The sequence below is a fragment of the Streptococcus sp. 2020WUSS084 genome (assembly GCF_044427445.1).
GTDB lineage: Bacteria > Bacillota > Bacilli > Lactobacillales > Streptococcaceae > Streptococcus > Streptococcus suis.
Genome location: NZ_JAOTGC010000003.1, coordinates 74,604 through 90,267, shown reverse-complemented (window position 1 = coordinate 90,267; position 15,664 = coordinate 74,604). Strand labels below are relative to the sequence as shown.

General features: G+C 41.5%; 13 protein-coding genes. 6 read left to right on the top strand and 7 right to left on the bottom strand.

Going from position 1 to position 15,664, the window contains the following annotated elements; translation table 11 throughout:
• Nucleotides 1–23 precede the first annotated feature (23 nt).
• The gene (gene malQ, locus ODU50_RS02815; RefSeq protein ID WP_105153113.1) at nucleotides 24–1,541 is read right to left on the bottom strand and encodes a 4-alpha-glucanotransferase; all 1,518 of its coding nucleotides are present in this window, start codon (nucleotides 1,539–1,541) and stop codon (nucleotides 24–26) included.
• A 302-nt stretch (nucleotides 1,542–1,843) separates the two neighbouring features.
• On the opposite strand from malQ, the gene ODU50_RS02810 reads away from it, so the two are divergent.
• From ODU50_RS02810 to pulA, 6 genes are all read left to right on the top strand, one after another.
• Nucleotides 1,844–3,103 (top strand): extracellular solute-binding protein, encoded by a 1,260-nt coding sequence (locus ODU50_RS02810; RefSeq protein WP_024411879.1) that lies wholly within the window; start codon nucleotides 1,844–1,846, stop codon nucleotides 3,101–3,103.
• Between the two features lie 212 nt (nucleotides 3,104–3,315).
• Nucleotides 3,316–4,611, top strand: coding sequence for a sugar ABC transporter permease (locus tag ODU50_RS02805; protein WP_105153114.1), 1,296 nt, complete (start codon nucleotides 3,316–3,318; stop codon nucleotides 4,609–4,611).
• 1 nt (nucleotide 4,612) lies between these two features.
• Nucleotides 4,613–5,455: a sugar ABC transporter permease gene (locus ODU50_RS02800; protein ID WP_024407722.1), complete on the top strand. Its 843-nt coding sequence runs from the start codon at nucleotides 4,613–4,615 to the stop codon at nucleotides 5,453–5,455.
• 131 nt (nucleotides 5,456–5,586) lie between these two features.
• Entirely contained in the window at nucleotides 5,587–6,297 is a 711-nt protein-coding gene (locus ODU50_RS02795; RefSeq protein WP_238394219.1) for a hypothetical protein, read from the top strand.
• 9 nt (nucleotides 6,298–6,306) lie between these two features.
• Nucleotides 6,307–7,290, top strand: a complete 984-nt coding sequence (locus ODU50_RS02790) for a LacI family DNA-binding transcriptional regulator (RefSeq protein ID WP_099809734.1) — start codon at nucleotides 6,307–6,309, stop codon at nucleotides 7,288–7,290.
• 23 nt (nucleotides 7,291–7,313) lie between these two features.
• Entirely contained in the window at nucleotides 7,314–9,365 is a 2,052-nt protein-coding gene (gene pulA / locus ODU50_RS02785) for a type I pullulanase (RefSeq protein WP_105153116.1), read from the top strand.
• Between the two features lie 152 nt (nucleotides 9,366–9,517).
• Here the strand turns inward: pulA and nrdI are convergent, their stop codons facing one another.
• The 6 genes from nrdI to ODU50_RS02755 all read right to left on the bottom strand — a co-directional run bounded on the left by nrdI (nucleotide 9,518) and on the right by ODU50_RS02755 (nucleotide 15,590).
• Nucleotides 9,518–9,970, bottom strand: coding sequence for a class Ib ribonucleoside-diphosphate reductase assembly flavoprotein NrdI (gene nrdI, locus ODU50_RS02780; RefSeq protein WP_044985168.1), 453 nt, complete (start codon nucleotides 9,968–9,970; stop codon nucleotides 9,518–9,520).
• Between the two features lie 76 nt (nucleotides 9,971–10,046).
• Nucleotides 10,047–10,985, bottom strand: coding sequence for a YitT family protein (locus ODU50_RS02775; protein WP_398581294.1), 939 nt, complete (start codon nucleotides 10,983–10,985; stop codon nucleotides 10,047–10,049).
• Nucleotides 10,972–12,723, bottom strand: a complete 1,752-nt coding sequence (gene aspS / locus ODU50_RS02770) for an aspartate--tRNA ligase (protein ID WP_105153118.1) — start codon at nucleotides 12,721–12,723, stop codon at nucleotides 10,972–10,974. The genes ODU50_RS02775 and aspS overlap by 14 nt, the downstream gene beginning before the upstream one ends.
• A 222-nt stretch (nucleotides 12,724–12,945) precedes the next feature.
• Nucleotides 12,946–13,398, bottom strand: a complete 453-nt coding sequence (locus ODU50_RS02765) for a GNAT family N-acetyltransferase (RefSeq protein ID WP_099809737.1) — start codon at nucleotides 13,396–13,398, stop codon at nucleotides 12,946–12,948.
• A 9-nt stretch (nucleotides 13,399–13,407) separates the two neighbouring features.
• Entirely contained in the window at nucleotides 13,408–14,319 is a 912-nt protein-coding gene (locus tag ODU50_RS02760) for an aldo/keto reductase family oxidoreductase (protein ID WP_105153119.1), read from the bottom strand.
• Nucleotides 14,320–14,576: 257 nt separating this feature from the next.
• Nucleotides 14,577–15,590, bottom strand: a complete 1,014-nt coding sequence (locus tag ODU50_RS02755; protein WP_161947067.1) for a glycosyltransferase family 2 protein — start codon at nucleotides 15,588–15,590, stop codon at nucleotides 14,577–14,579.
• Nucleotides 15,591–15,664: the final 74 nt, after the last annotated feature.

The window sequence follows — 15,664 nt, the reverse complement described above, 5'->3', positions numbered from 1 at the left end:
GCTGCTTAGAGGAGTTCATTTTATTATGACTTCTCATCAACTAAATGCACATTAACCCGACGATAGGTTTCTGTAAGGTCTAGCAATTCCGCTTCAATCTCTGGTGTCAATTGATCTGCCGTCATTCTCCAAGTCCAGTTACCACCAAGCGTATTTGGCAAGTTCATGCGAGCTGAACCATCCAAACCAAGTAGGTCCTGCATAGTAGCCACCGCCATAAAGGCAGGCGAACCAAAGAGCAGGCGGAAGAGGGCGTGATGGACCGTTTCATCATCGCGTCGATTGCTATACTTATCTAAGAATGCACGTGAAGCAGGAGTCGTTTCATTTTCGTACCAGCCAAGAATCGTATCATTGTCATGGGTTCCCGTATATGCCACCACATTATTAGGATGGTTATGTGGCATTTCAATGCTGTCGCCCTCAGGGTCAAAGGCAAATTGCAGGACTTTCATACCAGGAAAACCTGTCGTATCACGCAATTGGATAACCTTGTCCGTCACAGAACCGAGATCCTCAGCAATAATATTTAAATCACCAAGTTCACGTTTGATTGTATCAAATAATTCAAAACCTGGTGCTTCGACACGGTAACCGTTTACAGCAGTTTCTTCACCTGCTGGAATTTCCCAGAAAGAGGCAAAGCCGATAAAGTGGTCGATACGTACCATATCGTATATCTTAAAGGATTCACGTAAACGAGCAACCCACCAAGTAAATCCGTCATGCTTCATCGCTTCCCAATCATAAATCGGATTGCCCCAAAGCTGACCAATTTCCGAAAAGGCATCTGGTGGGCATCCTGCAACCACACTCGGCTTGCCTTCTTCATCCGTTTTAAAGAAATGTGGATTAGCCCACATGTCGGCAGAATCAGCCGCGATATAAATCGGCATATCCCCAACAAACTCAACACCTTTGGCATTGGCATAAGCCTTTAAAGCCTTCCATTGTGAAAAGAATAAATATTGTGTAATGCGGTGATAATCAATTCGATCTGCTAACAAGTGACGATAATATTCCAAGGTATCGTGGTAACGTAAGCGCGCCCCTTGATCTTCCCACTCTGTCCAAGGTTTGAGATCAAAATGCTCTTTTATAGCCATATACTCCGCAAAGGTATGAATCCAAAAGTCATTCTCCCCTAAGAACATCCAGTAATCTTCTGGCAAGCCTTGTGCCTTCATGTTGGCAACCGCCTTCTCCAGTAATGGACGGCGAGCATTAAAAACAGCTGCGTAATCTACCTCTGTAGGTTTCTGCCCAAACTCAACACCTTGCAAATCCTCTGCTGCCAGCCAGCCTTTATCAATCAATATATCGAAATCAATAAAATGAGTATTCCCTGCAAAAGCTGAAAATGACTGGTAAGGAGAGTCTCCATAACTGGTTGTTCCCAAAGGTAAGATTTGCCAATAGCGTTGCTTAGTTCTTACCAAAAAATCAACGAATTCATAAGCCGATTGTCCCATGGAACCAATTCCATATTTCCCTGGTAATGATGAAATGTGCATCAGCACACCACTCTGTCTTACTTTCATAAGTTCTCCTATCTAATCCGCTTGCACAGCGCAAACGTTTTCTCTTTTTTATTATATACTGAAAACGGTAACAAATCAAGAAATTTCCATTTAATTCTGTTAGTTCACATGCCATTCCATATTTCTTTTCATTAATATGTGCAAAAAAATTCTTATATTTTTTTAAACTCAAAAAAATTTTTAAAAATTTTTATAAAAACGCTTGCAAACGGATTCAATCTAGTGTATAATGAAGTCAACTTAGGAAAACGTTTGCGCAAAGCAGACGTCACACAAAACTATTTATCTTCGGAGGGAAGAAAATGAAACACAATCTCCTTAAGAGCGTTGCTCTTCTTGCTGCATCAACTGCTGTTTTAGCTGCATGCTCAAACTCAGGTTCATCAACAGAGGCATCTAAGTCTGCTGAAGGTAGCAAAGAATTGACTGTCTACGTTGACCAAGGTTATGAATCTTACATCAACGATGTCAAAGCTAACTTCGAAAAAGAAAATGGTGTATCTGTTACCGTTAAAACTGGTGATGCTTTAACTGGTTTGGATAACTTATCATTGGATAACCAATCAGGTTCAGCCCCAGACGTTATGATGGCACCATACGACCGTGTAGGTAGCCTTGGTTCTGAAGGTCAACTATCTGAATTGACTCTTGCAGATGATAGCAAAGCAGATGACACAACAACTGCTCTTGTAACAAACGGTGGTAAAGTTTATGGTTCACCTGCGGTTATCGAAACACTTGTTCTTTACTACAACAAAGACTTGTTGACTGAAGCTCCTAAAACATTTGCAGAACTTGAAACACTTGCTAAAGACAGTAAATACGCATTTGCTGGTGAAGAGGGTAAAACTTCAGCATTCCTAGCTGACTGGACGAATTTCTACTATACATACGGACTTCTTTCTGGTTACGGCGGCTATGTATTCGGTGAAAATGGTACAAATCCAAAAGACATCGGACTTGCTAATGAAGGCGCCATCAAAGCAATTGAATACGCTAAAACTTGGTACGAAAAATGGCCTCAAGGTCTTCAAGACGGTACTGCTGCAAACAACTTGATTAACACTCAATTTACAGACGGTAAAGCAGCTGCTATCATCGAAGGTCCTTGGAAAGCAGCTTCATATAAAGAAGCTGGTGTAAACTATGGTGTAGCAACAATACCAACTCTTGTAAACGGCAAAAACTACTCAGCATTCGGTGGTGGTAAAGCATGGGTTGTTCCAGCAGGTGCTAAAAACCAAGAAATGGCTCAAAAGTTTGTTGACTTCTTGACTGCTACAGACCAACAAAAAGCACTTTACGACGCTACAAACGAAGTTCCAGCTAACACTGAAGCTCGTGAATATGCTGTAAGCAAAAAAGACGAATTGACAACTGCAGTTATCAACCAGTTTGCTTCAGCTCAACCAATGCCAAACATCTCAGAAATGGGTTCAGTTTGGACACCAGCTGGTAACATGCTCTTCGAAGCTGCAAGTGGTTCAAAAGACGCTAAGACTGCTGCAACAGACGCTGTGAAAGCTATTGCAGACGAAATTGCTCAAAAACACAGCAACTAGTCAAGTTTAAAGTTGGACTGGGAGTTCTCTTCCCAGTCTACTTTATTACTTAACGATAAACTGAATAGATATAGTCTTTTAGTTTACTTTTAGTACAAGGCAATGAGCCGCAGGCATAACTGAAGTTAGGCAAGGCGAGTTAACGAAGTAATAAAAGAAAAACTAAATGACGATAACATCCACCATCTATTCAGAAGCTATATAAGGAGACTATGACTATGAAACAAAATCCAGGTAAGGCACTCCTTTTGTCCCTGATCCCTGGTCTCGGACAAATCTACAATAAACAAAAAGCCAAAGGATACATCTTTTTAGGTGTTACGCTTGCCTTCCTTGTTTATTTTATTGCTATTGCAGCTGGTGAATTAGGCAACTTGATTACCCTCGGTAGTGTTCGTGGACAAGATAATTCGCTATTCATGCTGATTCGTGGTTCTTTCCACTTAATTATCACAGTTGTCTATCTCGCTTTCTATGCACTCAACCTAAAAGACGCACGTGATACTGCGAAACGATGGAATTCAGGGATGCCAGTGGCTACCACATTAAAAGAAATGGTAAAAGGTATCTATGAGAATGGTTTCCCATATCTCTTGATTATCCCATCATATATTGCGATGACCTTTGCTATCATCTTCCCAGTTGTCGTTACATTGTTTATCGCCTTTACAAACTACGACTTCAAACACCTGCCACCAAGCGCATTGTTGGATTGGATTGGTATTACCAACTTTACAAACATCTGGAAACTAAGCACATTCCGTACCGCATTTGGTTCTGTACTTGGCTGGACAATTATCTGGGCACTCTGCGCTTCAACAGCTCAAATTGTTATCGGTATCTTGACAGCCATCATCGCAAATCAACCATTCATCAAAGGAAAACGTATCTTCGGTGTTATCTTCTTGCTCCCATGGGCTGTTCCTGCCTTCGTAACTATCTTGACTTTTAGTAACATGTTCAACGATAGTGTCGGCGCTATTAACACACAGGTATTGCCATTCTTGAGCAAATTCCTACCATTCATCGATAATTTCCTTATCCCTTGGAAGACCGACCCATTCTGGACTAAAGTTGCTCTCATTATGATGCAGGCTTGGCTTGGTTTCCCTTATATCTATGTTTTGACCTTGGGTATTTTACAATCCATTCCAAATGACTTGTATGAAGCGGCTTATATCGACGGTGCAAGTGCTGTTCAGAAATTCCGCAGTATTACCTTGCCAATGATTTTGGCGGTGGCTGCTCCAACTCTTATCAGCCAATACACCTTCAACTTCAACAACTTCTCAATCATCTACCTTTTCAACAACGGTGGTCCTGGTAGTGTCGGTGGTGGAGCTGGTTCGACTGACATCTTGATTTCATGGATTTATAAATTAACCACAGGTACATCACCTCAATACTCAATGGCGGCAGCAGTTACATTGATTATCTCAATGATTGTCATCAGTATTTCCATGATTGCCTTCAAAAAACTAAATGCTTTTGAAATGGAGGATGTATAAGATGAAATTATCTGTAAAATTTAGACGTAGAATCAATCAGACCTTAACCTATCTCTATCTGATTGTTCTGTCTGTTATCATCATCTATCCTCTCTTGATTACAATCATGTCCGCCTTCAAGTCTGGTAACGTGGTTGCCTTCAAATTGGATAGCAATATCAACTTTACACTAGACAATTTCAGCAAGCTCTTTAGCGAGACTCTATACGGAACCTGGTACCTCAATACGCTTATCATTGCTCTCTTGACAATGGTTATTCAAACAAGTATAGTGGTACTAGCGGGTTACGCTTATAGTCGCTATAACTTCATCGCTCGTAAGCAGAGTTTGGTCTTCTTCTTGATTATCCAAATGGTACCAACCATGGCTGCTCTTACCGCCTTCTTCGTTATGGCCCTCATGCTCAATGCGCTCAACCAAAGCTGGTTCCTCATCTTCCTTTATGTCGGTGGTGGTATCCCAATGAACGCTTGGCTCATGAAAGGCTACTTCGATACGGTACCAATCTCACTTGATGAATCTGCAAAACTAGACGGTGCCGGGCACTTCAGACGTTTCTGGCAAATCGTCCTCCCACTCGTTCGTCCAATGATTGCTGTACAAGCGCTCTGGGCCTTCATGGGACCTTTTGGAGATTACATCCTATCCAAATTCTTGCTTCGTGAAAAAGAATTCTATACTGTAGCTGTCGGACTTCAAACCTTCATCAGTGATGTGAAAAATATGAAGATTGCCTACTTTGCGGCAGGTGCCATTCTTATTGCCCTCCCTATCAGTATCCTATTCTTCTTCCTACAAAAGAACTTTGTATCTGGTTTAACAAGCGGTGGCGACAAGGGATAACCCTGTCCCACCTTTTCCCTTTTTAGGGGAAACATTGATATTTATGAAAGGTCCAACGAATGCTCCCTTATCCTTTTTCCTATTTTTCTAGTATCTTCTCTCCAAGAAATATGTTTGCCAATCGTAGACTAATGAACCTTTGGCAACGGTTGTTTACAACGCTTTTTTTAGTGGCGCTCTTGCTCATTCCGAGCTCCCTACAGACTGTCAATCTCGAAACCTATCCTTTAGAAAATTTCGTAGAAGGTATCTATGCACCTCTGACAGATCAGGTCGTAGATGACCTCCGTCAACATGCAGTCATCGAAAACAACCACCTAACCTATACTGGAAATACTAACTGGGAGCAAGTGACATTTGGTGATACCGTTAGCTCTAGTCCTGACTTTACTTATCAATTCGCCAATCAGTCTCTGACTATTCGTAAAGGAAGTGATATTCTAAGCGAATTGACTTATGAAGGTTTGAATACTGACGATTTTGCTAGTAAGGAGACCTTGACTGCAACCATCTCTAAAAAATGGTATCAAGCCAACCGAGCAGCTGTCGGACTGTCCATCACTCTTATTTCGACCTTTATTTTAACAACAAACCTACTCTTCATTCTACTAGGAGCCAGCTTCTTCCTCTTTTTGACTAAAAAGTCTCGTTTCTTCCATTTTGAAACGTTTGCAGAGTGCTATAATTTTGCTATCAACTGTCTGGGCCTGCCTACTCTTATAGCCTGTCTAATTGGACTATTTGGTCAACCTGTGACTACCCTTCTAACCATACAAAATATCCTATTTGTACTATGCTTGTTATGGGTATTTTTCAAAACAAAATTCAGAGATGAAATCTAGGAGGTCTATATGCGTGCTACCATCAAAGATGTGGCCAAATTAGCTGGTGTCTCGCCATCTACAGTTACTCGTGTCATTCAAAACAGCTCTGCCATTAGCCAAAAAACGAAAGACTTGGTTAGGAAAGCCATGGCGGATCTCAACTACCATCCAAACCTCAACGCTCGAAGCCTAGTTTCTAGCTATACACAGGTTATCGGACTGGTTTTGCCAGATGACTCGGATGTTTTCTATCAAAACCCCTTCTTCCCTACTGCCTTACGAGGAATTTCTCAAGTTGCAGCAGATCATAATTATGCCATCCAAATCTCCACAGGAAAGAATGAAGAACAGCGTCTAGAAGCGATTTCTCAGATGGTCTACGGCAAACGAGTGGACGGACTCATCTTCCTCTATTCCAAGCCCGACGATCCATTGGTACAATTGGCTATCCAACACAAATTCCCCTTCCTCATTCTTGGTAAGGCGGATTCTCCATTCATATCACTAGTTGATAATGATAATATCCAGGCCGGCTTTGAAGCTACCAACTACTTCATCAATAAAGGTTACAAAAACATTGCCTTCGTCGCTGGTAACAAAGAGTTGGTCGTATCTCAAGACCGTTATACAGGTTACAAGAACGCCCTTAAATCACACAATATTCCCCTGGATGAAAACAAGGTCAAGTTTGTGTCTGGCTTCCTTCTCGAAGACAGTGCCTATAAAATTTCTAAGAAATTACTCAAACAAGACCTGGATGCAATCGTCACAACCGACACTTCCGTTGCCGAAGGTGTTGTCAAATATCTCAACGAAGTCGGAGTCAAACTTCCTATCATTTCTTTCGACTCCGTCAAACCAAAACTAGATATTGTAGCCTACGTTGACGTCCACGCTATTAAACTAGGACGTGTCGCATTCAATACTCTCCACCAAATCATCAATGACAATAAGGAAGACAAGCAAGTCTGCTACCGACGTGTCATTCCACATACCATTACCGAACTCTAACTTAGAAAGGAGCCTTTTGGCTCATGGCATTACGACAATTCCAAGCATTCCTTGATGATGTAGCAACTATTCGCTTGGTCATGGAAAAACGATTCGACTCCGAACATATGAGCTTCTCACTCGAATCAAATGATGCTACGTCTCAACTTTTTATCCATTCCTGTCTAGAAGTAGACAATCTCGTTATCTATTATCTAACCAGCCTCCATGCATTGACATTGGACAAGGACTATACCATCTACGACCAGGACCGTAATAAAGCTGAACTCGGCTATGGTCATATCGTTCGCTCTACACTTTTTGAACAAAGTTATACATACAATGGGCAAGACTTGGGAGCAACCTATCGACCAGAGGCAACAACCTTTAAGTTATGGGCACCTATTTCTAAGCAAGTTTTTCTTGTTCTAGAAGGAAACCCACATGCAATGACTAAGGGAGCAAAAGGAGTTTGGGAAATTACTGTTGAAGGAGACCTAGAAGCGCACAGCTATCACTATCTCCACAAAGTAAACGGTGAATGGATTTCCGTTCACGATCCCTACGCCCTGTCTTCCACAGCCAACTCAGGTGACAGCTACGTTATCAATCCAGATAAACTTCATAAAATCTGTCGTGCTAAGACCCAACGACCTATCTCTCAGGCCATTATCTATGAAATGAGCGTCCGTGATTCCTCATGGCAAAAAGAAGCTGGTTTCAAGCATCGCAGTCAATTTCTCGGATTGACAGAGTCTCCTACCATGGATGGAATGAAGCTAGGAATGGATTACATCAGAGAACTAGGCGTTACCCATATTCAATTATTGCCTGTTTATGATTTTGGCAGTGTAGATGAAAATAAACCCCAAGCTGTTTACAACTGGGGCTACGACCCTATGCAATACAATCTGCCAGAAGGTTCTTATTCTAGCCAACCAAACGATCCTTACGCACGTATTCTAGAGCTACAAGAAGCTATTCAGGCCTACCATGATGCAGATATTTCAGTTATTATGGACGTTGTTTACAACCACGTCTATCATGCTGAAAAGTACGCATTTGAGCTCATCGTTCCAGGCTACTTCTATCGCTATGATGACCACGGCATGCGAACAGACGGGACATTCTGCGGTAACGACGTTGCCAGCGAGCGCAGTATGGTCCGCAACTACATCAAACAATCCCTTCGCCAATGGCTAGAACTCTATGGTTTTGATGGCTTCCGTTTCGACCTTATGGGTATTTTAGATAGCGAAACAATCAACCAGATTCAAACTGAATTATCTGCCATTCACCCAAATGTCTACCTCTATGGTGAAGGATGGAAAATGGCAACAGGCCTCGAATTTGAAAAGCTGGCTCACCAGTACAATGCAGAGCATTTACCTGAAATCAGCTTCTTCAACGACGATTACCGTGATACCTTTAAGAAACTCTTGCTCAATCCAAACCGTCTAGTAGATAAGCAATTGCACGAAAAGGTACAACATCTCCTGACTGGTAGCCGATTAAGCCATTTCTTAACGCCTCAACAGTCCCTCAACTACATCGAATGCCATGATAATGCTACAGCATTTGACTATTTCCATATTGAGAATCCAAACTGGACACCTCAACAGCAGAAACGTGCTGCAAGTTTTGGTCTCCAGCTCATCTTAATCTCTCAGGGTATGGCCTTCATTCACAGCGGACAGGAATTTTTCCGTACAAAAGATGAAATAGATAATACTTACAATGTCCCTGACCGTATCAACCGTCTGGACTGGACACGAGCTATTCGTTATAAGGAACATATCGAGTTCATTCAGGAATTAATTACCTTCCGCAAAAATAATCCAATACTCAGCCAGGATAACTACGAAAGTATCCAAGAAACTTGTGATTTCTACTGGTTAACTGAATATGTTCTTCGCTATCAAGTGACAAGTGAAGAAAAGACCATTCAATTTATCATCAACTTTGCGGATAGCGACTTTACCTATGAACGTGAAAAAGATAAGGCAGTTCTCTACAACTATCCTCCAGTCGAAAATCGTGATCAGCAAGAAATCACGATTGCAGGACAGAGTATTTGCATTTTAGAAGACAAATAGGACTTTAGACCGATGAAACACGATATAGTCTGAGGTATACTATAGTCAATCCTAAATATTTTTCATAATCTCCTTAAAACTCATCGGTCACTCTGGTGAGTTTTTTTGTGTGACCAAAAAAACAACCCAGCATAAAGCTGAGTTGAGGCTCTTTACATCAATTCCATTATCTTCCGACCAATGCGTTCAATGTCATTCTGCATCCCTCTGAGTTCAAAGGTATCTATAACAGGAAAATTAAATCGCTCAGCATATTGCTTGGCAGTCAGACAATATTGGTTGTTAAAATTGCGGTTGCCTGAGCCAACGACACCCAGACAGAGCTCTGCATTGGTCCCCAAAGCGATAAAATCTCCAAGAGGATTGGTCAGAATTTCCACATCTCCGTTGTCCACTCCATTTCCACCTTCTAAGTAGGTTGGTAAAAAGGCGACAAAGGGTGCATCTAGCTGATAGAAAGGAATATCCTGCTTGACCAAGTCTTTAACATGAACCAGTTCAATCTCCCAGTCAGTTTGAAATTGGAAAAAGGACTTTAGACGTTTCACAAAACTCTCTGTATTGCCACTCAAACTGATGTAAACCAAATATATTTTATTCTTCATACATTTCCTCTTTATAATAAAAACACTACATGTAGACTGTAAATACTATTTTACTCCTACATGTAGTGTTTGTCAATCAGTCACTTTCCACAAACCGACCAATAATATTGACGTTGTCAGCTACCGATACAAAGGCTTTGGGGTCTGCCTTTTTCATAATGTGCTTGAAATCATTGAACTCTGCACGAGTGATGATGGTAATGAGAATCGTCTTTTGCTCATGGTTATAAGCACCCTCAGCACCGTTGATAATGGTCACACCGCGATTAAGCTTTTTATGTATCTTTTTGATAACTCGTTCAGGATGATTGGTAATAATCATGGCCTGCATCCGTTTTTGTTTCACGAAAATCGCATCAGTCATTCGACTGGAGATAAACAGCGCAATCATTGAATACAGGGCATATTGCCAGCCAAAGGTCATCCCTGCAATCAACATAATCATAATGTTGACAATCAAGGAAATGGAGCCAACTTGACGTCCCGTCTTCTTGCGAATAATGATAGAGACAATATCAGTACCACCACTGGATACATTGTTCCTAAGTGCAAAGCCAATCCCAGTTCCCAGCATGAGACCACCGAAAATAGCATTGACTAACGGATCCGTCGTCAGGGTAACTGGCGGCATAAATTGGATAAAGAAAGAACTGAAGGATACCGTAATAAAGGTAAAGATAGTAAATTTATAACCAATTTTATACCAGGCTAAGATAAGCAAGGGGATGTTCAGACCGTAGTAGACCACCGCAATCGGTACATTCCAACCAGCGTAAGAAGCTGCCAGAGCAGAAACAATTTGTGCAAGACCAGTAACTCCAGACGAATAGACATTCCCTGGTCTAAAGAAAAAATTGACTGCAATACTAGATAGGAGTCCATAAATAATGGACCCCGATATCCGTTCAGCATATTTTTCCCGAGAAATTCCCAAAATGACCGACCAAAACTTATTCTTTCTGGCCTTTCTTAAAAAGCGTACACGCCGTTTTCTGAAAAATTTATTCATTTTCAAGTGTAATGTCTAAAGCCAATTCCTCTAATTGAGCTGATGCAACCGTACTTGGTGCCTGTGTCATCGGATCAGATGCCTTGTTATTCTTCGGAAAGGCGATAACTTCACGAATGTTATCCTCACCAGCCAATAACATGACAAAGCGGTCCAAACCGATAGCCAATCCACCATGTGGTGGGAAGCCGTAGTCCATAGCTTCAAGCAAGAAACCAAACTGCTCATGCGCATCTTCAGCTGAGAAACCAAGAGCCTTGAACATCCGTTCTTGCATGTCTTTTTGGTTGATACGAAGGCTACCGCCACCCAATTCATAACCATTCAAAACAATATCGTAGGCAACTGCACGTACCTCTGCCAAATCACCATCCAAATGATGAGCTGTTTCTTCTGTCGGCAAGGTGAATGGGTGATGGGCACTCATGTAGCGACCTTCTTCTTCAGACCACTCAAACATTGGCCAGTCTACAATCCAGAGGAAGTTGAATTTGCTTTCGTCAATCAAACCTTGCTCTTTTGCTAAGCGGTTACGCAAAGCTCCCAGGGTATTGTTGGCTACTTCCAATTCATCCGCCACAAAGAGGACCAGGTCCTTGTCCTCAAGTTGTAAACTTGCTGTCAACTTATCTGTAATACTTGTCAAGAACTTAGCAACTGGGCCCGCTAATTCTCCCGTATCAACTTTCACCCAAGCAAGTCCTTTGGCACCAAATTGTTTGGCATATTCTGTTAATTTATCAATGTCTTTACGGGAGTAGCTATCCGCCGCACCCTTGACTACAATGGCTTTGACAACTGGTGCTTCTGAGAAGACTTTGAAGTCAACTTCCTTGACAAGTTCTGTCAAGTCTTGCAAAAGCATCTCAAAACGAGTATCTGGTTTATCTGAACCATAGAAGTTCATAGCATGGTCATAGGCCATACGAGGGAATGGCAAGGTCACATCGATTCCTTTGGTATCTTTCAAGACCTTAGCAATCAAGCCTTCTACGATGTCTTGGATTTCAACTTCATTCAAGAATGAGGTTTCTAAATCCACCTGTGTAAACTCAGGTTGACGATCCCCACGCAAGTCCTCATCACGGAAACACTTAACGATTTGGTAATAACGGTCAAAACCAGCATTCATCAAAAGTTGCTTAGTAATCTGTGGACTTTGTGGCAGGGCATAGAAATGACCTTTTGACACACGAGATGGCACCAAGTAGTCGCGTGCACCTTCTGGTGTTGACTTAGTCAACATTGGCGTCTCCACATCAATAAATTCCAAGTCATCCAGATAATTGCGAATGCTGTGGGTTACAGCTGCACGTAATTTGAAGTTGTTGAGCATTTCTGGACGGCGAAGATCCAAATAACGGTAACGAAGACGGGTATCATCGCTGGCTTCAATGCCATCTTTGATTTCAAACGGAGTTGTCTTAGCCGTGTTCAACACTGTCAAGCTGATTACTTGCAGTTCAACAGCTCCTGTCGGGATATTGTCGTTAGCTTGCTCACGCTCCACAACCGTTCCTGTTACTTCGATAACAAACTCGGAACGAAGACTCTCCGCTTTTGCCATCACTTCAGCTTCAACTGACTCAGGGTTAATCACCAATTGCATAATACCTTCACGGTCACGCAAGTCAATGAAAATCAGACCACCCAAGTCACGACGACGGCCAACCCAACCTTTCAAAGTAATTTCCTGTCCGACATGTTCTTTACGAACACGTCCAGCGTACATAGAACGTTTCATTTTCTTCCTCTTTTACTGATTTTATACCTATTCATTCTACCATAAAATGGCTGATTTTTGGGGGAAATTGCCGAGAAAAATCTAAGAAACTGTATTCACCGTCCAGCAGACCTATCTTAGACTTTTTATTCAGATACTCAGCCTTATTTTTTCTAAAAATACAGGCCGTATTCCTTCAAAAAACGATCTCTTATATGACATTACTTGTGAAAAAAACCAGCCTTAAACGACTGGTTTAGTATAAAGCATATCTAAATGAGGAATACCGTCCTCTAAATAGACTTCTGAAACTGGCTCAAAACCTAACGAACTATAGAACTTTTCTAAATGGGCTTGGGCACCGATTTTAATCTGACTTTCTTTCCATTCGTTTGTAATAAAGTGAATTGCCTGCCCCATCATTGGTCGACCTAAACCTTTGCCACGATGACTTGACTTGATGACCACACGACCGATGGAAACTTCATCATAACTTAGACCAGCTGGCAAGATTCTCAAGTAAGCCACTAACTCTCCTTCATCAGTTCCCAAAAGATGAAGACAGTTTGGATCCTTTCCATCAACTTCAGGATAGGGACAGGCCTGTTCAACAACAAAGACATCAACTCTCAGTGTCAAGATACCGTAAAGTTCCTGTAAACTTAATTGGTCAAATGCTTTTATTTCCCACTGCATAGCTTCCTCCTAGGGCAAGATGTTGCCTGCACTTTTATATATTTCGTACCATTCTGGCCGAGTCAAGGTAATCTCACTAGCTTGTGCAATCTTGGTCAAACGTTCTGGATTCATGGACCCAACAATGGTTTGAATCTTAGCTGGATGACGCAAAATCCAAGCCACGACAATTGTTTCATGTGAAACATTGTATCGCTCTGCTATTTCCCCAATCGTTTGATTTAAAAGAGCATAATCTGGATGATTGGCAAAAATACCTCGTTGCAAATCAATCAAGAAAGGAGACCAGGCTTGGATAGTGATTTTTTTAAGCTGGCAATAATCAATCAGCCCACCATCACGCATAGTTGCAGCATCATCTTTCATATTGACATGTAGTCCGGCATCAATCAAAGGCGTGTGAGCAGGAGATAGCTGCAATTGATTAACTGCAAGCGATTGATCGAGATAGGATTGCAATAACTCCATTTGGTAAATGTTTTGGTTGCTGACGCCGAAATGATGAACCTTCCCTGCTTTTTTCAAGAGATAAAAGGCTTCTGCCACTTCCTCTGCTTCCATCAGAGCATCCGGACGGTGTAAGGCGAGAACATCCAAATAATCTGTATCCAAGCGCTTCAAAATCCCATCTACAGATTCCAAAATATACTCTTTTGAGAAATCAAAATAGCCTTTACGAATGCCACATTTTGATTGGAGAAGCATGTCCTCACGTTTCAATCCTGCCAATTTTGCTCCCTGAGCAAAACGGATTTCTGACTCACCTCCACCATAAATATCTGCATGATCGAAAAAGTTGATTCCCTGCCCAACGACTGTATCTAACACTTTAGCAGTTTCCTGCTCTGTCAAACTAGCCATTCGCATACAGCCTAAAGCAATTCGAGAAACCTGTAAACCTGTCTGTCCTAATTCTTGCATATGTCTTCTCCTTGTAAGCGTTTTTCTTCTATTCATTATAACAGAAAAGGGAGCGGGACAGAACTCGAAAATAAAAAGAGTTCGTCGTCTCGCCCCCACACAGTTGATTAGGTCAGATTTGAAGTGTGCAACACGAATTGCTGAGATTTGCTGTACAAATCTTATCTCCAACCTCTAACAATCTCCCAGATTGTTAGAGCCAATCAACCACTGTGCTGAGATATTGACACTAGCTTTGAGAAGTGGCATTCAACCTCCTAGTTAAAACCATAAATTCTTTTCGCAATTTTATAGACGGCATTGGAAATTTTTCGACCTGGATAACCGTATAAGTTAGTTAATTGCCCGAGTAACCCTTTACGAACGATTTTAAAGAGAGCTGGATTGTTATCACGAATATAGTGCCATAATTCCTGCTTTTTCATCATATGCTCAGCTGTTCCAGCACGATTGAGAAGGGCACAGGAGATAATGGTCGTAATCTCCACATGATTGAGCAAATAACTCCGTAAATCAGGATTATCAATCGCCTCCAAGTCTAAATTATCTACCAAGATTCGATTGACTTTTAACTGCTGGTCAATGCGCTTAATCATGACGGACTCATTGACAGACTGGTCATTTCGCCCAATAAAGTAACGATAAAAATCTACTGGTAGATAGTACATGGTTTTCACAGCCTGTAAAGGGGTAAACACGAAAATATTATCCACATAGAAAGTATGCTCTGGTAGAACGAGACCAACCTCACGCAATAAATCTGTCCTGTAAATCAAGGAATGCATCATCATGTATTGACCCTTGGAAAAGGCACCCACATCCTCCCAACCAAAGATACGGTTCTCAGGAAGAGTGGATTGATAAGACATGGATTTTTTACGAGATTGTCCCTCTTTTTCGTAAACAAAATTGGAAATGAAGGCATCAACAGGTGTATTTTCATCTTCCAAATCCTGTAAACTCTCTAGGATCTTCAAATAAGCTCTGGTATCAACCCAGTCATCTGAATCCACGACTTTAAAGTACTTACCCTTGGCCTCACGTATCCCTGTATTAACAGCTCCGCCATGGCCCTTATTGTCCTGATAGATGGCACGTACGTTTGAAAATTGATTCTCTAGTCCCTCTGCGATTTCCTGAGTCCGATCGGTCGAACCATCGTTGATAATCAGAATTTCAACCTTGTCACCACCCATTACAAGGGAATGAACACAGTAATGAAGGTAAGCCTCCGAATTATAACTCGGAATGGCAATACTTAGTAAGGTCATCTTTCTCTCCATTTGACACAATTTGTTACTATTTTATCACATTTTCAGGAAAGTTACTGAGTATTTTTGTTTGT